The organism is Shewanella sediminis HAW-EB3, from assembly GCF_000018025.1.
Lineage (GTDB): Bacteria > Pseudomonadota > Gammaproteobacteria > Enterobacterales > Shewanellaceae > Shewanella > Shewanella sediminis.
In genome coordinates this window covers 1,715,893-1,741,904 of record NC_009831.1, presented here as the reverse complement: position 1 = coordinate 1,741,904, position 26,012 = coordinate 1,715,893, and the positions used below count along the sequence as shown (strand labels likewise).

Below are 26,012 nucleotides of genomic sequence, written 5' to 3'. Positions count from 1 at the left end.
ACAAATATCTTCCTACTGACTTTCTTAGACTCGGACTCACGACGTATTTTATCGGATCATCCCCTTCATTTACCAACTAATTCAACAAGCTGATTCAACAAGCTGATTCAACAAGCTAGTTCACCAGGCCTATTTGCCCTGTGATAACCTAATCAAGCCTTCCTGTGTTGCTGAGGCCACCAGCTCACCGGCCTGATTAAAAAACTGGCCTTTCACGAAGCCTCTGCCACCTCCGGCGTGGGGACTTTCATTGCTGTACAATAGCCAGTCATTCAAGTCCAATGGTCGGTGAAACCACATCGCATGATCTATGGTAGCCATACGCATACCTGGCGTTAAAAATGAGACACCATGAGGCTGTGCGGCAGTCACAAGAAAATTAAAATCAGATGCATATGCCAGCAGGTATTCATTAACCGAGTGGTCGCTGGGCACCTTGCCATTTGCGCGGATCCAAATGTTACGTTTAGGCTCTCTGGCACGGGGATAAAAAGGATTTTCCGGGTTGACCAAACGCATCTCGATGGGCGCGTCAGCCATAAACTTTTCTAACATTTTGGTCGGTACCTTGTCCCCCATGGTCATGGCAAGCTCTTGCTGGTTTAACAGACCATCGGGGCCCGGTACATCCGGCATCTGCGCCTGATGTTCAAACCCCTCTTCATGTTCTTGAAATGAGCAGGTCATATTAAAAATCGGACGGCCTTTCTGAATAGCCTTAACACTTCTGGCACTGAAACTCCCTCCATCACGCATGATTTCAACATCATAAATAATAGGAAGCTTCTCATCTCCGGCGCGAAGAAAGTACGAGTGAAAAGAGTGAACTTTGCGCGTAGGAGGAACGGTCTGTTTAGCCGCACTCAACGCCTGTCCCATAACCTGACCACCAAACACGTGACCAAATCCAAGATCCTGGCTCTGTCCGCGAAATAAGCCAACTTCAATTTGCTCCAGTGAGAGCAAAGATAATAGATCGTTTAATACCTGACTCATCGCAATTTATTCCCAACTAAACAGCCCAACAGCTTAACTCAAATACCAGTTTTTATGCCAGAGCTTTAGATAGGGAGAGTCGAAAACTCATTCGATGACTATGTGCCTTTCCGCTGCACCACGCCGCGCCCAGGCCAACACCTGATCCTCGCCACTTTTATGTAAATTAACCGGAAGCGCATGATGGATCTGTTCCCAGCTGCTAAGCAAGGTTTCAGGTTTGCAGGTATCGGCTTCAAAATAGGTGGGTTTAAACTCGGTAAACTGACCGTGACTAACACTGCCGGCTGCCGTGAGCAGATGCTGACCAGTCGGTGCATCGGTGCTGCATAGAAACAGCATGCTGGCGGTAATAGAAGACTTTGAAAATAGCGGCTTAACAGATGCTGCTAAACGCTCCTCAGTCATACCGGTTAACGCATGAGGAGTAAGACTGTTGACCTTAATATTATGCTCTACACCTTCAAGATAAAGACTATTTACCAGACCAATCAGGCCCATTTTACTGGCACTGAAAGAGGTCTCGTGCATATCTCCATATAAGCCACTTGCGGCGCAGCTCATCATAATCCGGCCATACCCCTGACGTTTCATCAGAGGCCAGATGGCCTGAGTCATATAAAAACTGCCACTGAGATCGACATTTAATTGAGTTTGCCACATATCGACTGTGAGATTTTCAAACGCACAAGGTGTGTGAACCCCGGCATTATTCACCAGAATATCGATGCGTCCCCATAGGTTGACCACCTCTTGGACTGCTTGTTTGATACCATCGACATCACTGACATCCAGCCTGAACATCAAGGCGTTGGCACCTAACTCCTCAACCGCCTTGTGACAGCGTTCGAGTCCGGAGTAGTTCATCACAGCTAAATTAGGTTCACTTTCCGCATAACCCGAATCTATCAAAACCACGTTGGCTCCACGCTCTGCCAGCGCTATCGCATAAGCACGCCCCAATCCGGTTCCGGCCCCGGTAATAACAGCAACTTTATTATCAAAACGCATCGATACTTTTCCTCAATGAATAGCCTCAAATGATTCGATACATGCTCACAGACAGTTCAATTACCAATACAACGTCATTTAATAAAGCGCCAGAGCATACATATGTTCTTAAAAGGGGTATTTATCTCTCCTCCCATCAATAAATATTCCCTTCAGACAGCTATAAAAGCATATCTACAGGCTATTTTCTTTGAGCCAGATAACAGAATTGCATACAGTTTAAGATTGTTAAAAATTGAATTTATGATAGTCAAAAATTGAAATTAAGATAGTTAAAAAATGAATAATTTATCTTCAAATAGACACACATCAAAGTGGGTCACTTCATTGAACCTGATAAACTTGTTATCATGTGCTGACTAACATTCAGTAGACTTCATCAGAACTGCTGTTCACTCCCTTTATAAAAACGATTAAAAAAATGAACCCTTGGATTTTGGCCATTAGGCCTCGTACACTGCCGGCGGCAATTGGCCCGCTCTTGGTGGGAAATATTCTAGCCCTTCAATCAGAACAGTTCACCTGGCTTATAGCCTGTACTTCGATGCTTTGTGCCATCTTATTGCAGATAGCCGTGAATCTGGCAAACGACTACTTCGACTTTAAAAGTGGGATAGACACTGAGGAACGAATAGGCCCGGTGAGAGTCACCCAAGGTGGACTGCTCCCCCCGAATAAAGTCAGGAATGCCATATTCATCAGTCTCGCACTGGCTCTTTTAGTTGGCTCGTACCTTATCTACCACGGTGGTTGGCCGATCGCCTTTCTGGCGGCGGCATCCATATTAGGTGCGCTCGGTTACAGTGGAGGCCCCTACCCTCTGGCCTCACATGGGTTGGGAGAAGTCGCCGCTTTTATCTTTTTCGGTCTGGTTGCTGTTGTCGGAAGTTATTACCTGCAAGCGGGTGACACCAGTACGGCAGCCTGGATTTTAGGCAGCGCCATAGGCTTTCTGAATGCGGCTATTATGCTGGTCAACAATACCCGCGATATGCAAACCGATATCAAGGCGGGTAAACATACACTGGCCGCACATATCGGAGAGGGACAAGCCAGACTGCTCTACCAAGCACTGGTATTCCTGCCTTTTGCCCTTATCATAGGTGGTTTTATTCTCGGTTTCTTGCCAGGGTTACCCGTCTTACTGGCGGGAGTATCACTCATTCTTGCCCGAAAACTAAACAGTGAGTTTAGTCATACTTCCGGTGAAGCCTTAAACCCGCTCCTCGGCAACACGGCCAAACTCACCATGATATTCAGCGGACTGTTCAGTATCGGATTGGTATTCGTGTGATCTTAAAGTCATCAAGCTGATGGTTTAAGACTCGTTAAGCTGGCGGTTTCAAACACCATGGGATAAATACTCCATGGTGTTTATCTCACAAAACTAGATGTTCTGAAACAGGATCTCTATGGTAAAAGTGATGATGGCTTGATTGAGGCGTTCGCTATCGACCTCTTTACTCCAGTTATATTCCGGAGTGATCTGGAAGAAAAGCCATTCACGGGCAAAGTTTTGCCTATAGGTCAGGCCGATATTGGCATTACTGATATAATGGTAAGGCTCGTCGACACCATAAATACTGGCGCGATAATTAATCGCCTGTGTATTACTGATATATTGATACAGATTGAGACTCGTGCCCAGCTCCCAGATATCGAGGTCATTCTCGAAGCTGGCAGCCGCCGTCCAACGCAGCAGATACTCTTGATTAAAAGCGTGCTCGATATCAAACTCCGTGGACTCACCCGTGACCCTTTTTTCCTGATAAATCTTTTGAGTCAGCCGCGTAGTCGTACTCTCTGAAATCGGATAGGTGTACCGCCAACGAGCCTCCAGTTTTGGCTTTAAATTGGCTTTGATATTAAAACTGACCCGCCCTTTAGCATACCAGTCATAGCGTAAGCCGATATCTCGTTCACTCTTATCGTCAGGTCCCTTTAAGAAGGAAAATGGATCATCTTCACCCGTCGAATCAAAAATAAACTTCAACCTTTCATTTACCCCGGGAAGGTTTAAGCGCGCATTTAAATTGGCCCTGTATTTAAAGCCCTCTTTCTCGTAGTAAGAAAAGTCATTGTACCAACGTATGATGGTGCCGGCCCTGGCATCATCTTCGGTGCGGTCATCCTTAAAGAAGCTATCGAACCATATCGCCGGTTGGCAGAATTTGGTATTGAGATAATCGAAGGCCTGATCCAGCGCAGCGTCTTCAGAGGACTCTGTGAAACAGGGATCATCTGTAGGCTCGGCAGGGGGCGTCGGTTCAGCCTCTTCGGCTGACACTGAAGCGACAAATATACAAGTGAGTAAAACAGTAATCTTCAGATACAACTGAATTCCATTTGTTAAATACAGACCGGATAGATACTAACACCTATCGCCTTGAACCGTATCAAAAAACACACTTTAGCCCAAACAATTACCTCAATACTTAACAACCACAACACGGCTTAAAAATTGGACTATGCTTTATTTATTAAATAATAATGAACCAGCTGACGGGTTAGCCACCTTGATAAACATGCCGCATTCAGACAATAGCTATGATCCATGTAAACCCGACTGTTACATGGAGCATCTTGCCGCAGTTAATAAAAAAATGCCCGTTGTCGCTGTCGAAGGCATATACAACGAGTTTGGCGTGTTGCTCGTTCCGAAAAATGCCAATATAGAGCGAAGAGTGTTAGATTTCCTCATCGGCCACAAGATGCAAAAAAACCTGGACAGCTCGATAGGCATTAAAGGTTGTCTGACCAACGAATCATTGTTAAGCCAATTCGATGAGTTTCTATCGAAATATCCGGATCTGACACAGATACATACAACCAATAATTTTGACGTAACCCTCAAGCACCTGTGTACCGTCCAACAAGTTCCGAGAATATTACTCCAGAAGCTCACCATCTTAAGAGAACAGCTCCCGAATGTTTTTGAACAAACCTTATTCAGTAGCTGGCTCGGTAGCATGATCGCAATCGAAATGGAGCTATCTCCTAATCAGGTACAAAATGTCTTCAATACCGGTCTGTTTCATGATCTTGGTCTGCTGCACATAGACCCTGAAATAGTGAATAAGGAGGGTAGCTATAGTGATGATGAATGGCACGCTGTAGAACGCCACATGATTATCAGTAAAGCGATTGTCGGAGAGGTCAATGCGTGTGATGAAGAGGTGTTCAGAGGAATAATGGAACATCATGAACGTTGTGATGGAACGGGTTACCCTAACGAGTTACTCAAGAACAAGCTATCATACTGTGGTCAGATTATCGGCTTAGCGGACATTCTTTTCCATATCCGCACACGTCAGTTCTCCCGCCTGGGTAGAAATATGGCCGACATAGTGCCCTACCTGCAGATAAATTCAAATACATTCATGTTTGAATCTTATCAGGCGATACACAATATCATCTATCGCTCAGATCTGGGTGTAACCGACCTGATTAACAGAGAAGACTTCCCTATCCTTCCGAAACGACTCATTGAGCAGAGAATAAAGCTCAATAAGTTATATCAGGGTTTAATCCTGTTCAATGAGAAGCTGAGCTCCAGTGCCCATGGTAAACACTGCAGGTCATTTATTAACTCCAGCAATCATATCTTTAGAACATTTAATCGTTCCGGATTGAGTAGTCCGGAGATAATACAATGGCTACAAAGACTCACCGAGGAGGACTTCGAAGGTGCACACCTCGAGCTTCAGGAGATTGATGCAATGCAGTATGAGCTATTATGGATGATAAAAAGGGCAAGCAGGCTTTTACCGGGATTAGTTTCAGATGAGATAACTTCACCGGAACAGGATAGTAGCCAGATAACAAAGATGGTTGAGCAGCTCCAACAAGATCTGATCGATGCCTGGGAAAACTATGAATAAAATTAAACGGCTTCCTGTCAGGAAGCCGTCAATATTTCAAAACAGATAAACAGTCACGCTCTATTAAACCCTGTTTATCTCTCTTGCTGTATCACTCCAGTTAAGGTGGTACTTTTCACCAGCAGGTGCATCGGTTCGCTCAAAGGTGTGCGCGCCGAAGTAATCCCTTTGTCCCTGAAGCAGATTTGCGGGCAAAATGTCACACCGATAACTGTCGTAATATGCCAGGGCAGAGCTTATACAAGGTACTGGAATCCCTCTGAGTACGGAGGTTGAAACCGTCTTGCGCCAATCTAGCTGCTTCGATGATAAGGCACGGCTGAAGCTCTCGGCCATCAGTAGGTTCTCAAGCTCTGTTCCGTTCGATGCCGCCGTTTGATATGCCAGGGTAATGGACTGCAGGAAGGTGGCGCGAATAATACATCCGGCACGCCAAATTTTTGCAATTTCGGCGAAATCTAAATCCCAACGCCTCTCTTTAGCCGTCATCGCCATTAACTGAAAGCCTTGAGCATAGCAGGCTATCTTGGCGCAGTAGAGGGCATTCTCAAGCTGAGCGATAAAGGCCTCACGCTCTTCATCTGTTGGCTTATTTGCATCCGGCCCACTAAGTAACTGACTCAGTATCTGTCTTTGCTCTTTTTGAGTACTCACGGCGCGGGCATAAACCGCCTCGGCAATCGTTGGCGCCGGACAGCCTATCTGTAAACTGCTCACCGCCGTCCAAAGGCCAGTCCCCTTCTGACCCGCTCTGTCCAGAATCATCTCAACCAGTGGTTTACCTGAGATAGGATCGGCTTGCTTTAACACTTCGGCGCTGATCTCCATCAGGTAGCTATTCAGACTCCCCTGACTCCAGCGCTCAAACAGAGAGCCAACCTCGCTGGCCGACATACCAAAACCATCACTGAGTAGTTGATAAGCCTCGCAGATGAGTTGCATGTCCGCATATTCGATGCCGTTATGTACCATCTTGACATAATGGCCCGAGCCAACCGGACCAATATAGGTCGTGCACGGCTCTCCCTCTGTCACAGGGTTACCGGGCTCTTGGCGCTCAATGGGTAAACCCGTTTCAGGGTCGACTTTAGCCGCAATAGCCTCCCAGATAGGTTTTATTCTGCCCCAGGCCTTGATATCGCCACTCGGCATCAAGGAGGGACCGAAACGAGCTCCCATCTCTCCGCCTGAGACTGCACAGCTGAAAAAGGTGAACTGGCTGGCATAACGAGCCTCACGCTCTACCGTATCCGTCCATAGGCTATTACCGGTATCGATGACGATATCATCATGGTCGATACCAGCCTCTATAAGCGCATTACATACCCCATCGACAGGGCTCCCGGCAGGCACAGAGAGTATCAAAACACGGGGTTTTTCGAGAATAGATAACATTTCAGAAAGATTACTACAGCCGTTTACTCTTAGCTCAAAATCAATTTGCTGGCTACGATCTCGTTCAGTCCTCTCTTGCTGAACAAGCCCTTCAATCTTATCGGTATCGAGATCGAAAGCAGCGACACGATAGCGGTTATCGGCGATATTCAAGGAAAGATTTTTGCCCATTACGCCCAGCCCGATAACGCCAACATCGTATAGTTTGGAGTGGTTTTGCATTAAGTTATATTCCGTAGGTAACAGAGATTATTTTATTCCTATCTATCACTAATACCAATCAGTATAAAGATGTGATCGCTCAGCGAGAATTTAGCGCTTCAGAGGCAAGGCCCTTTATTGCTCCTGCATAAAGGGCATTCACAACATCCATGTTGTTCGCAACGAGTGAAGAACATAGTTGTTCTACGTTCAAGCTCGTTAACACAGCATCGGATGCGCTAAAACACGCTGAGTAGATCTCTTTCTTATACTGATTGGTATAACCAAGGATATCGAACAGTACATTGGATTTGGCCGTAATCGGCTCAATCAAAATGTGTCACGCGATACCAGCCATCTCTAATACCAATCGGTATAACAGAGCGCTCATCATAGGAGCAGAGATGATAGGTGTTATTTTGGCCGGGATTATACAGACTTTGGTAAGTGAGTTACCAAAATTTAACAATAGAAAGGCGGTGTTGGTTTAATGATTACGTATGCAGGATTAAGATCCTGCATACGTTATGAGGTGAAGTTGATACTTAATGGTCGTCATTCGTCAGAACAAAGGTCATAGTTTGCCCTGACTAACGGCTACACATGGGCGTCCGCATAACCCATACGCGTGAGTGCATTGCGCACCAACTCTAAGGTTTGCGGATCTTCTATGGTTGCCGGCATCTTATACTCCTGATTATCGGCTATCTTTCTCATCGTTCCCCGTAAAATCTTGCCGGAGCGGGTCTTTGGCAATTTCTGAACCGCACTGACCAGACGAAATGATGCGACAGGGCCTATATGTTCCCGAACCAGAGCGATCAGCTCGCGATATAACTCCTCATCGGACAAGGTCACCCCTTTCTTGAGAACAACCAAGCCCAAAGGCAGTTGCCCCTTGAGTTTGTCGTCGACGCCAATCACCGCCACTTCGGCCACGGCCTCATGTTGGCAGAGCACCTCTTCGAATCGCCCGGTAGAGAGACGATGACCGGCGACATTGATGATGTCATCGATACGACTCATGATATACAGGTAACCATCCTCATCCATGTAACCGGCATCCCCGGTCAGGTAGTAACCTGGATACATAGAGAGATAACTGTCCAGATAACGCTGCTCATTATTCCATAGCGTAGTTAACGTCCCCGGCGGTAGAGGTAATTTAATCACCACATTCCCCGAAGCGCCCGGCTCGACAACGTCCCCCATCTCGTCTACCACCTCAACCTGATAACCCGGCACGGGCAAGGCCGGCGATCCCGCCTTAACCTCAACGGGTGCCGTCCCCATCAAGTTAGCCGCAACCGGCCAGCCGGTTTCGGTCTGCCACCAGTGATCGATCACCGGCTTATTGAGTCTCTCCTCAGACCAATGAAGGGTATCGGGATCGCAGCGCTCTCCCGCCAGGAAAAGTGTTTTGAGACAGCTGAGATCGACATCCTTAAGAAAATCTCCATCAGGGTCGTCTCGCTTAATGGCGCGTATCGCGGTTGGTGCGGTGAAGAAACTCTTAACCTGATACTTCTCTATTATCCGCCAGAAAATGCCGGGATCCGGTGTTCCGATCGGTTTGCCCTCAAACAGGACGGTTGTGGCGCCGACCAGAAGCGGACCATAGACAATATAGGAATGACCCACCACCCAGCCAACATCGGACGCCGCCCAAAAAACATCACCGGCAGCGATATCGTAGATATGCTTCATTGACCATGAAAGTGCAACGGCGTGGCCACCATTGTCACGCACAACGCCTTTAGGTTGACCTGTCGTACCTGAGGTATACAACACATAGAGAGGATCGGTTGCAGCAACGGTTTGGCAGGCAATATTTGGTGCACTTGCAACCGCGCTTTGCCAGTCCACATCGCGCCCCGTTACCAGATCTGCCGTGTATTGACTACGGTTTAAGATGATACAGGTATCCACCTGATGCTTAGATTGCCCTATCGCATCATCTAGAAGAGGCTTATAAGGCACGACGCCGGAAGGCTCGATGCCACACGAGGCAGACAGGATCAATTTGGGCTTAGCGTCATCGATTCTGGTCGCCAGCTCACTGGCTGCAAAGCCGCCAAAAACCACTGAGTGAATCGCACCAATACGAGCGCAGGCTAACATGGCATAGGCCGTTTCAGGGACCATGGGCATATAGATGATAACGCGGTCGCCTTTCTTCACGCCGACCGAGTCCATATATCCGGCCAGTCTGCTAACCTGAGCCAGCAGTTCATTATAGGTAATACCGTATTCAGACTCTGTCACCGGACTGACATATTGAATGGCAACTTGCTCTCCCCGGCCATTTTCCACGTGCCTGTCGACAGCGTTGTAACAAGTATTAAGCTCTGCTCCCGCAAACCATGAATAGATAGGGGCCTTACTGTCATCCAGCACCTTGTCCCAGTTCCGGTCCCAGTCTAACTCTTGTGCCGCATTGGCCCAAAATCTGTCAGGCTCTGTCAATGACTCGCTATGTATCTGATGGTGTAACTCGCAATTCAGTGTCTTCATTTTGCTCTCCCACAATAACAGTGATGCCGGCTGGCTAAAGGCCAAGCTAATAACCTTCCCTAAAGGCGTTCCACTGTCAGCTTTCCCTTCCTTCGATACTTCCTCTATGAGTCGATACTAATAGAGGTTGATCATTCCATTATGCAAACCCCACCAGCCATTCCCATTAGACCTTGGGATAAGGGGTAGCTCTCCCCATTGAATTAAAACAAAAACTTAACCCTACAAACTTATTAATAGATATCGGAGATACACTAAGCGCTCAATCTCATTAACCTTAAGAATAGGTGAGTCGCGTGCGTCACAGACCTAGGAGGGAGGGCACCTAAACCAAAGTCTAACCGGACTGTTGAAACGAATAACCAAGCCAACGAAAAACAGTTAAAAATTAACAGCTAACCACCAAACAACAAAGGGCTGCGTCCTTGTTATGTTCAGAACAGATGACACTTATAGACTCAGAAACCACCGTCCCTAGCTTTACCTTTACGTAAACTTCATATATCGTTCAAGAAAGCTAAATTTTATGGTGTTATTCATGAGCGAGAATCTAAGTCCACAAACCACTTACTCCATTAGCGACCTCTCTAAAGAGTTTGATATTACGACTCGTAGTATTCGCTTCTATGAAGATCAGGGGTTACTAAAACCTAAGCGTCGCGGACAAACACGTATTTACGGCTTAAAGGACAGGGTCCGCCTAAAATTGATCCTGCGAGGCAAACGTCTGGGATTTTCACTGGCCGAAACCCGTCGTCTGTTTGAACTTTACGATGCTGATAAGAACAGCAGTTCACAGCTACATACCATGTTAGATCTCGTCGAAGACAAGAAGTCTTCGCTGCAACAGCAGATGGATGACATCAAGGTGGTATTGATGGAGCTTAACTCCGCCGAACAGCAGTGTCGTGCGGCGTTAGAGAAACAGCAAAGCTAACTGATTACGATAAAAATAATAAATACGTAATTACCTTAAAAACTTGATAGGACACAAGCAATGACTCAACTCTACTCATCTCTCAATTTTGGCCTTGGCGAAGACGTCGATATGCTGCGTGATGCAGTACAGCAGTTTGCCGCCAATGAAATCGCACCATTAGCCGCTAAGACCGATCTCGATAACGCCTTTCCTAACGAGCTTTGGCCGGTTCTGGGTGATATGGGGCTACTCGGTGTCACCGTTTCTGAGGAGTATGGTGGTGCCGATATGGGCTACCTCGCCCACGTCGTTGCCATGGAGGAGATCTCACGAGCATCTGCCTCTATCGGTTTGAGTTATGGGGCCCACTCTAACCTTTGCGTCAACCAGATCAATCGCAACGGTAATGCGGCTCAGAAAGCCAAGTACCTGCCAAAGTTAATAACAGGTGAGCACATTGGCGCCCTGGCGATGAGCGAACCCAATGCAGGTTCAGATGTGGTTTCGATGAAGCTGCACGCCCGCAAGGAGGGTGATCGCTATATCCTTAATGGCAACAAGATGTGGATCACTAACGGCCCCGATGCTCATACCTATGTTATCTACGCAAAAACGGATCTCGATAAAGGCGCTCATGGTATTACCGCTTTTATCGTCGAACGGGACAGCAAAGGCTTCAGCACGGCACAGAAGCTGGACAAGCTTGGCATGCGCGGCTCTAACACCTGCGAACTCGTCTTCGAAGATTGTGAGGTCCCCGAAGAGAATATCCTTGGCGGACTCAACAACGGCGTTAAGGTATTAATGAGTGGTCTGGACTACGAGCGCGTAGTGCTATCCGGCGGCCCATTAGGCATCATGACCGCATGTATGGATATCGTTATTCCCTATATTCACGAGCGTGAGCAGTTCGGTAAGTCCATTGGTCAATTTCAACTGGTCCAGGGCAAGCTAGCCGATATGTACACAGGCATGAACGCCGCAAAATCTTATATCTACAACGTGGCAAAATCCTGCGATCGCGGTGAGACAACACGTAAAGACGCCGCCGGCGCTATTTTATATTCGGCCGAGCTCGCCACTAAGATGGCACTCGACGCCATTCAACTTCTGGGCGGAAACGGTTACGTCAACGAATACGCGACAGGCCGATTGCTGCGCGACGCCAAACTCTATGAGATTGGTGCCGGCACATCGGAAATTCGTCGCATGTTGATAGGCCGTGAACTCTTCAACGAGTCTAAATAGGACTATCTCGCCTGTGGGCTGTTAAACAGCCCTAGGCGCCAGATTTCAGCTTAAAAAGGATTGAAACAGTGACTCAACTTAGCAGTCGAATTAATTCCCGTAGCGATGAATTTAAGGCCAAACATGAAGATATGGCGGCCCTTGTTCAAGATCTTAAATTAAAGATTAATGAGATTGAACTGGGCGGCGGAAGCGTTGCCCGCGAACGTCATCTCTCACGGGGTAAACTTCTCCCTCGCCAGCGAGTCGAAAAGCTGTTAGATCCTGGCTCTCCCTTCCTTGAACTGTCACAGTTTGCTGCATTTGAGCTCTATGAAGATGTGGTGCCATCGGCAGGTATCATTGCCGGTATCGGACGCGTGAGCGGTGTAGAGTGCATGGTCATCGCAAACGATGCCACAGTCAAAGGGGGCACTTACTATCCTGTTACGGTGAAGAAGCACCTGCGAGCACAAGAGATCGCGAGTCGTTGTCACCTCCCCTGTATCTACCTCGTTGACTCAGGCGGCGCTAACCTGCCCCGCCAGGATGAGGTATTTCCGGACCGCGATCATTTCGGCCGCATCTTCTACAACCAGGCACAGATGTCAGCCAAAGGGATCCCGCAGATAGCCGTCGTCATGGGGCTTTGCACCGCAGGTGGCGCCTATGTTCCCGCCATGGCCGATGAGTCAATAATCGTTAAAGAGCAAGGGACCATCTTCCTGGCCGGTCCACCACTGGTTAAGGCTGCAACCGGCGAAGAGGTCACCGCCGAAGAGCTGGGCGGCGCCGAAGTCCACACAAAAATTTCCGGTGTTGCCGATCATATGGCGCACAGTGACGAGCATGCCCTCGAACTTGCCCGCAAAGCCGTGACTAGGCTCAATCATCAAAAAGAGATCCTGGCACAATTAAGCCCGGTCAAACCGCCGAAGTTCGATATCAATGAGCTGTACGGCATTGTCGGTACCGATCTGAAGAAACCCTATGATGTCAGAGAGGTGATCGCGCGTGTCGTCGATGATTCTGATTTCGATGAGTTTAAGGCTAACTACGGCAACACCTTAGTCTGTGGCTTTGCCCGCATACATGGATACCCTGTCGGCATCGTCGCCAACAATGGCATCCTCTTCTCCGAATCGGCTCAAAAAGGTGCTCACTTCATCGAGTTGTGCTGCCAGCGAAAGATCCCTCTGCTTTTCCTGCAAAACATCACCGGCTTCATGGTGGGCAAGAAGTATGAACATGAGGGCATCGCTAAACATGGTGCCAAGATGGTCACCGCTGTGTCCTGCGCCAATGTCCCCAAATTCACCGTCATCATAGGCGGCAGTTATGGTGCGGGTAACTATGGCATGTGCGGACGAGCATTCGAACCCACCATGATGTGGATGTGGCCCAACGCCAGGATATCTGTGATGGGTGGCGAACAAGCCGCCGGGGTACTAGCCACCGTTCGCAGAGATGGCTTAGCTCGCAAAGGGGTGGAGTGGTCGGCCGAGGAGGAGCAAGAGTTCCGCGAGCCAATCGTCAAACAATATGACAAGGAGGGCCATCCTTATCACGCCAGTGCACGCCTTTGGGATGACGGTATCATCGACCCGGCGCAGACCCGAGATGTCGTCGGTTTAGCCCTCTCTGCGGCGCTGAATGCGCCTGTTGAAGAGACTAAGTTTGGTGTATTCCGTATGTGATCACGAAGCTGGCAGTCCGCTGCCAGCTGATGCTCAGAATGAAGTACCGAGAGTGAAATTCGCCGCGCTTTAGTAGTTGCCGCGAAATTTCAGATAGCTAGATTTAAGATAAACAGGTTAGAAGAACAATGGACAGCTCAGCCATGACAACCGAATTTTCCAGTACGCTTAATTATGTCAACTGCACCCTCAGCAATGGTGTCGGTGAGATGGTCCTCGACCGCGCCGACAAACATAACGCCTTCGATGAAGTCATGATAGGCGAGATGATAAGCGCCTTAGAATACTTTGCCAAGAGTGCAGCCTGCCAAGTCTTAATACTGAAAGCTAACGGCAAGAACTTCAGCGCGGGCGCGGATCTTAATTGGATGCGTAAACAGGCAAAAATGGATTTCAAGCAGAATCTGAATGATGCTAATGAGTTGGCTAAACTCATGTCACAGCTCGATAAGTTTCCTAAACCTACACTAGCCTTAGTGCAAGGTGCCGCCTTCGGTGGTGCGTTAGGACTCATCTGTTGTTGTGATATCGCCATCGCCAACCAAAGAGCCAGCTTCTGCCTGAGTGAAGTCAAACTGGGGCTAATTCCCGCTGTGATAAGCCCCTATGTCACCCGTGCCATGGGGCAACGCGCCGCGAGACGTTACATGCTGACCGCCGAGCGGTTCGACTCAGTCAAGGCGCAGGAACTGCAGGTGATCCACGAGATTAACGACGATCTTGAACGGGCCGCAGAGCCGATAATTAATCAGCTGATCAGCAATAGTCCACAAGGTATGGCGTGGGTGAAGACCCTGCTCTCAACACTTGAAGATGGGGTGATAGATCAACAGACCTTAGATCACACCAGCGAACGTATCGCAAAGATCCGGGTATCGGATGAAGGTCAGGAGGGACTCAATGCCTTCTTCGAAAAACGCAGCCCAAAATGGAACAGCAGCACCGATAATACGCAAGGAGCTAAATAATATGTTTACTAAACTGCTAATCGCCAACCGAGGCGAGATCGCCTGTCGTATTATCAAAACAGCCAAAGCAATGGGAGTGCGGACAGTAGCCCTCTACAGTGATGCCGATATCGACGCTCGCCATGTCGCCATGGCCGATGAATCATTTTATCTCGGTGGCAGCGCACCGGCAGACTCCTACCTTAAAGCCTCGGCTATCATTGATATCGCCAAGAAGTCCGGTGCCCAGGCTATCCATCCCGGCTATGGCTTTCTCTCTGAAAATGCGGACTTCGCCAGGCTATGTGAACAATCGGGGATCAGTTTCGTGGGCCCCACGGCCGATGCGATTGACTCAATGGGCAGCAAGAGTGCGGCGAAAGAGATCATGGGCGCGGCCAATGTTCCTCTGGTCCCGGGTTATCACGGTGACGCACAAGAGGATCAACTGCTCGTCGATGAAGCCGATAAGATGGGCTTTCCTCTGCTTATCAAGGCAGCCTTCGGCGGCGGCGGTAAAGGCATGCGTATCGTCGAAAGTAGCGATGAAGTACTCGAGGCTATTCAATCTGCGCGCCGGGAGGCTATCTCCTCTTTCGGTAACGACAAGCTCCTGATGGAGCGTTATCTGCGTCAACCCCGTCATGTCGAGGTGCAGGTGTTCGCCGATACCCAAGGCAACTGCATCTATCTCTCAGATCGTGACTGCTCGATACAACGCCGCCATCAAAAAGTGGTAGAGGAGGCGCCAGCGCCGGGCCTGAGTGATGAACTCAGAGTCAAGATGGGCGAAGCCGCCGTCGCTGCGGCCAAGGCTATCGACTATCGAGGCGCCGGAACCGTCGAATTCCTGCTCGATACCGATGGCAGCTTCTACTTCATGGAGATGAACACCCGCCTTCAGGTAGAGCATCCGGTCACTGAGATGGTCACAGGACAAGACCTGGTAAAATGGCAACTCATGGTCGCCAGTGGCAGTGAACTACCGCTCACTCAAGAGGAGGTGCGCATTCATGGCCACTCCTTTGAGGTACGTATCTACGCCGAAGATCCCCATAACGATTTTCTGCCGGCCAGCGGTAAACTGAACTTCCTGCGCGAGCCGGAGCAGAGCAAGCATGTGCGCATCGACTCGGGCATTCGTGAAAATGATGTAATAAGTAACTTTTACGACCCTATGATCTCCAAGCTTATCGTTTGGGATGAATCACGCCCTCGGGCACTACAGCGTTTAGTGCATTCACTGGAGTCATACCAGATCAGCGGCCTGAAGCACAACATAGAGTTCCTGGCCAATATCGCCGAACACAAAGCCTTCAGCGATGCCAATTTCAGTACCGACTTTATCGACCGTTACGGTGAATCCCTTATCGGCATGGCATCGAGTGATGAACATACGGCGTTGGCCTTGGCAGCACTTTATCAACTTTGCGCCCGCAAGGCCGAGGCCAAAGCGTGCGCCATCAACAGTCAGGACCCTTACTCTCCCTGGGGAGCCGTAAGCGGGTTCAGGCTAAATAGCGCAAGCCTGCATAATGTGGCTCTTCTCGATGATAACCATGACATTCAGCACCTTGAGCTCACTGAAACCTTAGTGGGTGAACAGTCCCTCTATCAACTTGAGCTTAATGGCAGCCATTTAGTGCTAAAGGGCGAGTTAAAGGGTGAGATGCTGCACGCTGAGATCTCAAACCATGCCCACGCCAATTGTAGCGACACACACAAAACCAGTGGTCACAAAGTCAAGGTTCCAGTCAGCCAGACAGGCGATGACTTCACCCTGTTTATCAACTCGACCAGTTATCACTTCCGTGCGATTCAAACAGAAATAGATGAAGAGCAGGAGTGTCTGGAAGATAAACTAAAGGCGCCGATGAACGGCACTATCGTCACCCACTTAGTAGAGAAAGGTGACGTCGTGAGCGCAGGGCAAGGTCTGATGGTGATGGAGGCGATGAAGATGGAGTACACCATCGAGTCTCCCTTCGATGGTGTAGTCTCAGCTTTCTTCTTCGAGCCGGGAGAACTGGTCAGCGACGGTAGCCTATTGGTCGAAGTAACAGCCAATGAAGCACCAACTGAAAAAAGTGAGGCTTGAGATGCTTCCAAATCAGGTCAGTATTTTCGAAGTTGGCGCCCGTGACGGCTTACAAAATGAAAAGAGTGTCAGCACGCAAGACAAGATAGCCTTAATAGAAGGTTTAGCCAATGCTGGCATCAAGCGTATCGAGGCTGCGAGCTTTGTCTCTCCCAAGTGGGTACCACAGATGGCCGACTCGGGAGAGGTGCTTAAAAACATCAACCGAAACAGCGCCGTGACCTACAGCGCCTTGACCCCCAACTTAAAGGGACTGGAACTTGCCCTTGACGCGGGAGCCGACGAAGTCGCCATATTCGGTGCCGCTTCTCAAAGCTTCAGTCAACGCAACATCAACTGCTCCATCGAGGAGTCGATAGAGCGCTTTATTCCTGTAATAGAGCGGGCTCAGGCTGCTAATGTTCCGGTCAGAGGCTATGTGTCCTGTGTGCTGGGCTGCCCCTATGAAGGAGATATCCCCTCGAGTGAAGTCGCTCGGGTGTCTGAAATCCTTTACAAGATGGGCTGTTATGAAATTTCACTGGGTGACACCATAGGCGTTGGCACACCGCACAATGCCCGTAAAATGGTTGAAGAGGTGAGCCGCAAGGTTCCTGTCGACAAACTCGCACTACACTTTCATGATACCTACGGCCAGGCACTGGCCAACATTCTGGCCTGTTTAGAAACCGGAGTGAGCGTTATCGACTCTTCGGTTGCGGGCCTCGGTGGCTGCCCCTATGCCAAAGGTGCATCGGGTAACTTAGCCACCGAAGATTTAGTCTATATGTTGCATGGATTAGGGATAGATACCGGCATCGATCTGCGCTTGTTAGCGAGTGCAGGAGATGCAATAAGTCAGACACTGGGCAAAACAACCGGCTCAAAGGTCGCTCAAGCGATGGGCAAATAAGGAGACAAAAATAATGGCAGGACTCAATAAAGTTGTTGGCAGTTATGAAGAAGCTCTTAAAGGCTTAAGTAATGATATGACCATAATGGTCGGCGGGTTTGGCCTGTGCGGCATTCCTGAAGGGCTTATCTCACAGATGGTTACGTCCGGAGTCAGCGGCCTGACCGCTATATCAAACAATGCCGGAGTCGATGATTTCGGCCTTGGCTTACTACTTAAGAGTCGTCAGATAGATACCATGATCGCCTCCTATGTCGGCGAAAACGCCACCTTCGAGCAGCAGATGCTATCGGGCCAGCTGAAGGTGATTTTGACTCCTCAGGGGACGCTGGCAGAGAAAATCCGTGCGGGCGGCGCCGGGATCCCGGCCTTCTTTACCGCAACGGGCTATGGTACCCCTATCGCCGAAGGTAAAGAGACCCGGGAGATCGATGGTCGCCACTACGTGCTCGAGCCTGCATTGACTGCCGACTTCGCCTTAGTACGGGCATGGAAAGCCGATACCATGGGGAATTTAGTCTTCCGTAAAACCGCGGCAAACTTCAACCCTATGATGGCTACGGCTGGCAAGATCACTGTGGTTGAGGCGGAGCAGATCGTCGAGCCCGGAGAGTTAGACCCGGATCATATCCACACACCCGGTATCTACGTGAACCGTGTCATTCAGGGCAAGTTTGAGAAACGTATCGAGCAACGTACCGTTAAAGCCGCACCGGTTATTCTTTAAAAGGGAGGGAGACATCATGGCATTATCCAGAGAACAACTCGCACAACGTGTAGCCCAGGAACTTAAAGATGGCTTTTACGTTAATTTAGGCATAGGTATTCCCACCTTAGTGGCTAACTATATCCCACAAGATATAGAAGTCATGCTGCAATCTGAGAATGGACTACTTGGCATGGGAGAATTTCCCACCGAAGAGACCATAGATGCAGATCTGATTAACGCTGGAAAACAGACGGTCACGGCCGTCGATGGCGCCTCTTTCTTCTCATCGGCAGAAAGCTTCGCCATGATCCGCGGCGGTCATGTGGATCTTACCGTATTGGGTGCCTTCGAGGTTGACGAGCAGGGCTCGATCGCGTCATGGATGATCCCCGGAAAGCTTATCAAGGGGATGGGCGGTGCCATGGACCTGGTCGCTGGTGCAGACAATATTATCGTCACCATGATGCATGCCGATAAAAAGGGTAACTCGAAGCTACTGCCTAAGTGCGAGCTGCCCCTGACAGGTTTTGGCTGCATCAAGCGCGTACTAACCGACTTAGCTTTCATGGAGATTAAAGATGGTGCATTCCATCTATTAGAGCGTGCTCCAGGCGTTAGCGTTGAAGAGATCGTGGCTAAGACAGCAGGTAAACTTATCGTCCCTGAACATGTACCAGAGATGAAGTTCTAATACCTTCCCCTCTTAATGAGAAACACAAGCTTCTTGGTAGCCCAGAGACCTAATCTGGGCTTTTTTATAATCTAGCCTCTCTCCTAACTCAACCTCGCACCCATACTTACACACGTATCAATGAGTTACGCCCTGTGACAGCTAAAATCACAACCAAAGGTAAAGTTATTGATAAAAAAACGCTCACACATAACATCAACAACATATTCAAAACCAATAAGCACCACCCCCACACTAAGTGATAACCAACCAAAAACCAATTGAGCACAAAACAACCACCAATCATTTACACATTGAAATTGTTGATGTTTTATTCGTAAATACTCTGAAGATTACTTGTGTGGCAAGTTGAATTTCAGTATATTTCGCCCATTATTAGTAATATGAAATATACGATTGTGAGCTCAAATAAACTACAGCAAGGTTTTACCCTGATTGAATTGGTCATAGTGATCATTATTCTGGGCATATTAAGTGTCATCGCAGCGCCTAAGTTTCTCTCTTTGAGTAGCGAAGCACAGACATCTAGCCTCGAAGGAGTTGCAGGTTCTATCGCCTCGATGAATCAGATAGTGCACAGTAAAACCCAGATCGACGGCATCGCTGATAAGCAAGACTGTGATGGGACATGTAACAACCATCCGAACTGGGATAGAAACGTAGGTTACTTCTATGTAGATGTATCGGGCACCCGTCTGTACGTATCAAGTGGCTACCCGATGGCAGCAGGAACCTCTCAATCAGATACCATAGTAGAGGATAACTTCACAACGGTTATGGGATTATCCGACGAAGATTTTGTATTCGGCACAGGTGCTAACGGCTCATTTGCTGCCGTCCCCAAGAAATTTGCCGACAAGTTAGCAGATATCCAAAGTGAGAAGTTCAAATGCCACGTCGAATATCGCTCTCCGGTTCCAGCCTATAGCTATTATGTTCGTGCCGTCACCGACGATTGCTAATTCTTAAAAGTATACTCACCTCTTGAGTACTCATAGATAAATTTGGTAGGTTTAACTACTATTTCAGTTCATGCATGTTTTAACTAAATTAAAAGAAAGGCCGTTAAGTAAGTGACTCTAAGGGGGCCCATATGAGACTCAGCCTGCAAGGTGATCAGAAAATATCAATTTTCCAAATCACCGCTGTGTTCAGCATGTTATTTGCCCTGGTGGGGTTCAGTTATAATGTCTGGCGTATGGAGATCAGCGAATACAACAGTAATATGCGCTCGGCAAGTTTCGAACTCTTGCTGCAACTTTCTGAGCTCGAAGGGATCGTATACGCGGCACATTATGATAAAGATCCGGTCGCAGGAAACCCGAGGAGAGGCTGGATTAAGGTCAACTTGATCGCCGACTTGGGTATGATAACCGAGGCGAAGGTCGAGGAATCGGCGGAACAGCTCAAGCTGGCGTGGCAATCTAACTGGCAAAGTATGCCTGACAGTGAATCGAGCGCCGTGGCGGTAGTCGATGCGATAGATGACACCCGTGAAGAGGTCCGCCACTTGCTGTCTAAACTAGATTAAAACGGCGAGATAAGTCACCTTATCTCGCCGTTTACTTTTATCACATATAGCTTATAGCTTATAGCTTATAGCTTATAGCTAAGCTTAGTCCCAAAGGAACTCACGGAAGTGTTTACGACGGAACTTAGAACCACGTAACTTCATTACCGCAAATAAGCACTTATATTAATAGTCTAATCCCAAAGGAACTCTCTGAAGTGTTTACGACAAACTGACTCGTAACTCTCATTGCCACCTATCGCTACCTGCTCGCCTTCCTGCATCGGCTTACCTTCACCATCGAGGCGCACGACCATGTTCGCCTTTCGGCCACAGTGACAGATAGTCTTAAGTTCGACTAACTTATCGGCCCATGCGACCAGATATTGACTACCAGTGAAAAGTTCACCCTGGAAGTCGGTTTTAAGACCATAACACAGGACGGGAATATCCAAGTTATCGACGACGTGAGTCAACTGTTTTACCTGTTCTTTGCTTAAGAACTGTGACTCGTCAATCAAGATACAATGCAGCGGCTGCTCTTCGAGTGCAGCTTCAATCATATTGGCCAGATTATCGCCGCTTGCAAACACCTGAGCCTCGGTTTCTATACCGATCCTTGACGCGACTTTACCTACTCCATATCTGTCATCGATAGATGCCGTCATCACTAAGGTATTCATTCCGCGTTCGCGGTAGTTATAAGAGGACTGTAATAAAGAAGTTGATTTACCGGCATTCATCGCCGAGTAATAAAAATAGAGTTGCGCCAAACTGAAATCCCCAGTGCTTAAATTCTGCAATATCTTAACACTTTTACTTCATCAAAATCACGCTGAATCCGGCCACAGTGTGCATAGCATCAACTTAATCAGAACAAAATCATATTATCATAGCCTCTTCATCCAATGATGAAGAACAGATAGAAATCTCTACGTATTTTGAACTATTTAGCACAAGTAAATTAACCAAAAGCAACACTCATGCTGTTTCAGATACGCTTAATAAACAATTGCTAGATTGAAGGCAAAACCAAAAGGAAATCATCAATTCATGCACAAAACACTACTGGCGGTAACGATTACCGCAACACTGGCATTGAGCGCCTGCTCCGGTACTGCAACGACTCAGCAAAAATCGACTTCAGCATCGCAAACTGAGCACTTACAAACTCAGAGCCTGCAAACTCAGAACCCACTGTTTCAAGCCAGTACACTTCAATATCAAGCGCCAGACTTTAGCCTGATAAAGGATGAGCACTTTCAGCCGGCATTAGAACAGGGAATAACAGAGCATTACCAACAAGTCCTTGAAATTGCCAACAATCCGGAACCGGCGACGTTTGCCAACACCATAGTTGCTTTAGAAACGAGTGGTGAGCTATTAAATCGCACGTCGAAAGTGTTCTATAATTTAGCCGGCTCGAACAGCAACCCGACCCTCAGAGCCATTCAAGGTGAGATGGCCCCTAAGATGGCGGCTCATTCTGACAACATTAATCTTAATACCAAACTATTTAAACGAATTGACAACCTCTACTTATCTCGCAATGAACTAGATCTGACACCAGAAGCGATAAGGCTGATAGAGAAATATCACCAAAGATTCGTGATGGCCGGAGCCAAACTCACCGATAGTCAGAAACAGCAGATCCGCGTCCTCAATGAGGAACAATCGACACTGACCAATGAGTTTGCACAACGCTTGATGCGTATGACAAAAGAGATAGCCCTGGTTATCGATGATAAGCAGCAGCTCGCAGGCCTGTCTGAAAGTGCAATCAGGGCAGCCAAGGCTGACGCCGATGCAAATGGTCACAGCAATAAGTACCAGCTCAACATCACCAACACCACACGCCAACCTGTACTGTCTCAACTCGATAACCGAGAGCTGCGCCAAAAGGTATGGGAGCTGTCATCGAACCGTGGCCTCAGTGGTGAAAATGAGACCGCCAGTTTAGTGGCCAGATTGGCACAGTTACGCTCGGAGCGAGCCGAGTTACTTGGCTATGAAAGCTGGGCAGACTATCGCTTAACGCCTCAGATGGCTAAGACCCCAGAAGCCGTTTATAAGATGTTTGGCTCTATGGTTCCAGCGGTCATCGCCAACACTCAGAAAGAAGCCGACGATATTCAAGCCATGATAACCAAAACCGGTGGCGAGTTTGAACTGTCACCGTGGGATTGGGCTTATTACGCCGAACTGGTACGTAAAGAGAAATTTGATCTCGACGGTGACTCGATAAAGCCCTATTTCGAATTTAATCGCGTACTCAAAGATGGCGTATTTTTCACCCTAGAGGATCTCTATGGTGTCACATTCAAGCCTCGCCCGGATCTGCCGGTTTACCATCCGGATGTAAAGGCCTACGAGATGTTTGATAACGATGGCAGCAGCATGGCCATCTTCTACGCCGATTACTTCGCACGGGAAGGAAAACGTGGTGGTGCCTGGATGAGCTCATTTGTCACTCAATCTGGCTTATTGAACAGTAAACCTGTTGTCGTCAATGTGATGAACATAAAAAAAGCCCCCGATGGAGAGCCAACATTCGTCAGTTATGATGAAGTCACTACCATGTTCCATGAGATGGGACATGGCACCCATGGTATGTTCTCGAAAGTCACCTACCCCAGTTTATCCGGCACCGCCGTATCCCGTGATTTTGTCGAATTCCCATCGACATTCGAAGAAGATTGGGCCGCCCATCCAAAAGTGCTGGAAAACTATGCTAAACACTATGAAACAGGTGAGTCTATCCCCGAAGATCTGCTCAATAAACTGTTAAAGTCTCGCAGCTTCAATCAAGGCTTCGACACATTAGAATATATGTCGGCCGCCCTGTTGGATTTAGAGTGGCATTCACTTAAAGCGGGAGCGCCATTGCAGGATGTCGTCAGTTTCGAAGCCGCCGCGTTGAAAAAGCATGGTGTAGACCTGCCAGCGGTTCCACCTCGCTATAAATCAACTTATTTTGCTCACGCCTTCCCGGGCGGTTACTCATCAAGCTATTACGCTTACATGTGGAGTGAGATCCTCGCCGCCGATGCCTTCGCTTATGTTCAAACTCAAGGCGGATTAAATCGTGAAATAGGCATGAAATTCCGTAAGACGATCAGAGAGGTCGGTAACAGTGTCGCCCCAATGGAAGCTTACAAAGCATTCAGGGGACAAGAGCCGACAACCGAGGCCCTGCTTAAACGCCGCGGCCTGGACAAGTAACCACAAGTGTTCAGCTAAAGAATAAACCGTTTACTATCAAATATAAGAAAGCCACTCATTATGAGTGGCTTTCTTTATATACAGCTTTTATCACCGATAGTGTTAAAACCGATAGTGTTAAAACCGATAGCCTTAACTTATCAGGCTCTCCTGTTCACTTTAATCTTAAGCACTATAACCGAGATGACAAACAAGATACTACAGGTAGCGAAACCTGCGGCTAAAGACTCGGTGAAACCCAGTACTGTGTAACCGGCTAAACTTATCACCGCAACAATCAAGGCATAAGGCAACTGAGTGATCACATGGTCGATATGGTGACAATTCGCCCCTGTCGATGAGAGAATGGTGGTATCTGAGATAGGTGAACAGTGATCTCCGAATACCGCCCCGGCGAGTACCGATGCCAACATAGGTAACATCATATTGGTATGTGTCCCCATCGCCATATCAGCGGCAATCGGCAACATGATACCAAACGTTCCCCAACTCGTTCCGGTCGAAAACGCAGTCAGTCCGGCAAGCACAAATAACACGGCAGGCAGCAGTGCAAAGGGAATATTACCCGTCGCTAAGCTTGCCATATACTTACCCGTTTCGAGCTGGCCAATCACCCCGGCAATCGTCCAGGCAAAAAGAAGAATGTAGATAGCGGGCAACATAGAGCGTGCGCCGGCAACCATACCCTGAAGGATATATGACTTATTCAGCCCCTGGAAAAGCACTAATGCAAGTGTAGATGCGAAACCGATTGCAGCACCGAAAAATAGTGAAGATGCAACATCTGTATTTTCAAATGCGCCCAGAAGAGTAAACTCCAGCCCCTTGGCTGCTAATGCATCGCCACCGCTGCTGACCATAAAGTAAAAAGTCGCAAACACCAGCACGGTAATAGGCAGGAACAGACCTAAGATTTTTCCATTATCGGCCTCGGGTAGATCCGAGTTGGCCCCTGGTGGTAACCCTTTCGCTTCATCATAAAGGTTACCTTTTTGCGCATTGAGCTCATGTTGGCGCATAGGACCGATATCGAGCCCCATGAAGGCGACACAAAGCAGCAATAAAAGAGCGAAGATGGCATAGAAGTTCATCGGGATCATCTGGATAAACACACTCAGATGTCCGGAATCGGTAAAACCATGCGCCGTTAAGATACCGCCGATCAGCGCTATGATATAGGCACCCCAGCTGGAAACCGGTGAGATAACACAAATCGGTGCGGCAGTAGAATCAAGCAGATAAGCTAACTTACTGCGTGAGATGTAATACCTGTCCGTTAAGGGTCTGGCAACACTACCCACGACCAGGCTATTAAAGTAGTCGTCGATAAATATGACGCAACCTAAGAACATGGTCAGTAATTTTGCATCGCGTTTATTTCTGATCTTAGTGCGAGCCCAATCGGCGAAGGCTTTAGCTGCGCCACTGACCGTGATAAGCGCCGTGATCATGCCCAGTAAAATAAGGAAGCCTAACAGATAGATGTTCCAGCTATTGATGCTGCCATCGTCCCAGAAGAGCCCTACAACCTGCTCACCCAGATACTGACCGGAACTCACCGCCGAAAAGTCGGTGATCAATACCACACCCAGTAAAATTCCTATCCCTAAAGAGAGTAAAACCCGACGAGTAACTATCGCCAGCAAAATCGCAACCACAGGAGGTAGCAATGAAAGTGCCGAATCGGCATAACTTAAAGTTGTCATTGATGTATTTTCTTCGTTTTAAGTACGAATGGAGGGCGACTGAACTGGTGGGATACTAGAAATATCTCAGAAAACACCTGTCCTATCAGTAGCGCTCCATAGCAATACCCTATGTTAAAAGGTATAAAATCTTCTTATCTTCCGGATAAGAAATACTATGGCAGTGCCGCACCTATTCGATGTCAGCCCCAGCAGTAAACCTTGATATGTTTTACTACTTCGGCATCAAATCCTTTCATGATAGATAAACGGAATCACCCTGGCTATCACTACTGATATTTAATGCACCTCTACTTCTCAGGACGTTAATTGGAATGGCTCCAAAAAACGTGAAGGTCATAAAAACATAAGCGGCTTTGAGGATTCTACCCCAAAGCCGCTCAATGTGATCGAGTT

20 protein-coding genes and 1 riboswitch are annotated in these 26,012 nt (G+C 48.1%); of the genes, 13 read left to right on the top strand and 7 right to left on the bottom strand.

The genetic code is table 11. The features are described 5' to 3' along the window. Positions 1–129: 129 nt before the first annotated feature. Positions 130–996, bottom strand: a complete 867-nt coding sequence (gene tesB / locus SSED_RS07595; RefSeq protein WP_012141813.1) for an acyl-CoA thioesterase II — start codon at positions 994–996, stop codon at positions 130–132. Positions 997–1,083: 87 nt separating this feature from the next. Continuing rightward, positions 1,084–2,007 (bottom strand): SDR family NAD(P)-dependent oxidoreductase, encoded by a 924-nt coding sequence (locus SSED_RS07590; RefSeq protein WP_012141812.1) that lies wholly within the window; start codon positions 2,005–2,007, stop codon positions 1,084–1,086. A 421-nt stretch (positions 2,008–2,428) separates the two neighbouring features. Between SSED_RS07590 and SSED_RS07585 the strand changes: the two genes are divergently transcribed. Beyond that, entirely contained in the window at positions 2,429–3,301 is an 873-nt protein-coding gene (locus SSED_RS07585) for a 1,4-dihydroxy-2-naphthoate polyprenyltransferase (protein ID WP_012141811.1), read from the top strand. Positions 3,302–3,394: 93 nt separating this feature from the next. Here the strand turns inward: SSED_RS07585 and SSED_RS07580 are convergent, their stop codons facing one another. Beyond that, a complete protein-coding gene (locus SSED_RS07580; RefSeq protein ID WP_223295955.1) occupies positions 3,395–4,342 on the bottom strand; it encodes a hypothetical protein in 948 nt (315 codons plus the stop codon). A gap of 133 nt (positions 4,343–4,475) precedes the next feature. Here SSED_RS07580 and SSED_RS07575 point away from each other — a divergent pair, with 133 nt between their 5' ends. After that, complete coding sequence (locus SSED_RS07575; RefSeq protein ID WP_012141809.1) at positions 4,476–5,888, top strand: HD-GYP domain-containing protein; 1,413 nt, start codon at positions 4,476–4,478, stop codon at positions 5,886–5,888. Positions 5,889–5,951: 63 nt separating this feature from the next. On the opposite strand, the gene gnd is transcribed toward SSED_RS07575, so the two are convergent. Together gnd and SSED_RS07560 are read right to left on the bottom strand one after the other, a co-directional pair. Continuing rightward, positions 5,952–7,505, bottom strand: a complete 1,554-nt coding sequence (gnd, locus tag SSED_RS07570) for an NADP-dependent phosphogluconate dehydrogenase (RefSeq protein WP_012141808.1) — start codon at positions 7,503–7,505, stop codon at positions 5,952–5,954. Between the two features lie 576 nt (positions 7,506–8,081). Further along, the gene (locus tag SSED_RS07560) at positions 8,082–9,998 is read right to left on the bottom strand and encodes a propionyl-CoA synthetase (protein ID WP_012141807.1); all 1,917 of its coding nucleotides are present in this window, start codon (positions 9,996–9,998) and stop codon (positions 8,082–8,084) included. 538 nt (positions 9,999–10,536) lie between these two features. Between SSED_RS07560 and SSED_RS07555 the strand changes: the two genes are divergently transcribed. From SSED_RS07555 to SSED_RS07510, 10 genes are all read left to right on the top strand, one after another. Continuing rightward, the gene (locus SSED_RS07555) at positions 10,537–10,935 is read left to right on the top strand and encodes a MerR family transcriptional regulator (protein ID WP_012141806.1); all 399 of its coding nucleotides are present in this window, start codon (positions 10,537–10,539) and stop codon (positions 10,933–10,935) included. A 60-nt stretch (positions 10,936–10,995) separates the two neighbouring features. Next, positions 10,996–12,165 carry an isovaleryl-CoA dehydrogenase gene (locus SSED_RS07550; RefSeq protein ID WP_012141805.1) on the top strand — a complete coding sequence of 390 codons (1,170 nt, stop codon included), beginning with the start codon at positions 10,996–10,998 and terminating at the stop codon, positions 12,163–12,165. A gap of 68 nt (positions 12,166–12,233) precedes the next feature. Further along, positions 12,234–13,841, top strand: coding sequence for a carboxyl transferase domain-containing protein (locus SSED_RS07545; RefSeq protein WP_012141804.1), 1,608 nt, complete (start codon positions 12,234–12,236; stop codon positions 13,839–13,841). 143 nt (positions 13,842–13,984) lie between these two features. Next, positions 13,985–14,809 (top strand): enoyl-CoA hydratase-related protein, encoded by an 825-nt coding sequence (locus SSED_RS07540; RefSeq protein WP_041422035.1) that lies wholly within the window; start codon positions 13,985–13,987, stop codon positions 14,807–14,809. Between the two features lies 1 nt (position 14,810). Beyond that, positions 14,811–16,886, top strand: coding sequence for an acetyl-CoA carboxylase biotin carboxylase subunit (locus SSED_RS07535; RefSeq protein ID WP_012141802.1), 2,076 nt, complete (start codon positions 14,811–14,813; stop codon positions 16,884–16,886). Between the two features lies 1 nt (position 16,887). Next, on the top strand, positions 16,888–17,778 hold the full coding sequence (locus SSED_RS07530; protein ID WP_012141801.1) for a hydroxymethylglutaryl-CoA lyase: 891 nt from the start codon (positions 16,888–16,890) through the stop codon (positions 17,776–17,778). Between the two features lie 13 nt (positions 17,779–17,791). Continuing rightward, the gene (locus SSED_RS07525; RefSeq protein WP_012141800.1) at positions 17,792–18,505 is read left to right on the top strand and encodes a CoA transferase subunit A; all 714 of its coding nucleotides are present in this window, start codon (positions 17,792–17,794) and stop codon (positions 18,503–18,505) included. A gap of 16 nt (positions 18,506–18,521) precedes the next feature. Further along, the gene (locus SSED_RS07520) at positions 18,522–19,178 is read left to right on the top strand and encodes a 3-oxoacid CoA-transferase subunit B (RefSeq protein WP_012141799.1); all 657 of its coding nucleotides are present in this window, start codon (positions 18,522–18,524) and stop codon (positions 19,176–19,178) included. A gap of 398 nt (positions 19,179–19,576) precedes the next feature. Further along, positions 19,577–20,140, top strand: coding sequence for a prepilin-type N-terminal cleavage/methylation domain-containing protein (locus SSED_RS25090; protein WP_150104318.1), 564 nt, complete (start codon positions 19,577–19,579; stop codon positions 20,138–20,140). Positions 20,141–20,271: 131 nt separating this feature from the next. Beyond that, entirely contained in the window at positions 20,272–20,709 is a 438-nt protein-coding gene (locus tag SSED_RS07510; protein ID WP_012141797.1) for a hypothetical protein, read from the top strand. A 173-nt stretch (positions 20,710–20,882) separates the two neighbouring features. Here the strand turns inward: SSED_RS07510 and SSED_RS07505 are convergent, their stop codons facing one another. Beyond that, the gene (locus tag SSED_RS07505; RefSeq protein WP_012141796.1) at positions 20,883–21,461 is read right to left on the bottom strand and encodes a thymidine kinase; all 579 of its coding nucleotides are present in this window, start codon (positions 21,459–21,461) and stop codon (positions 20,883–20,885) included. Positions 21,462–21,741: 280 nt separating this feature from the next. Between SSED_RS07505 and SSED_RS07500 the strand changes: the two genes are divergently transcribed. Beyond that, a complete protein-coding gene (locus SSED_RS07500) occupies positions 21,742–23,910 on the top strand; it encodes a M3 family metallopeptidase (RefSeq protein ID WP_012141795.1) in 2,169 nt (722 codons plus the stop codon). A 140-nt stretch (positions 23,911–24,050) separates the two neighbouring features. Here the strand turns inward: SSED_RS07500 and SSED_RS07495 are convergent, their stop codons facing one another. Further along, the gene (locus SSED_RS07495) at positions 24,051–25,616 is read right to left on the bottom strand and encodes a Na+/H+ antiporter NhaC family protein (protein ID WP_012141794.1); all 1,566 of its coding nucleotides are present in this window, start codon (positions 25,614–25,616) and stop codon (positions 24,051–24,053) included. An 81-nt stretch (positions 25,617–25,697) separates the two neighbouring features. Further along, positions 25,698–25,917: riboswitch (Lysine riboswitch) on the bottom strand. Positions 25,918–26,012 lie beyond the last annotated feature (95 nt).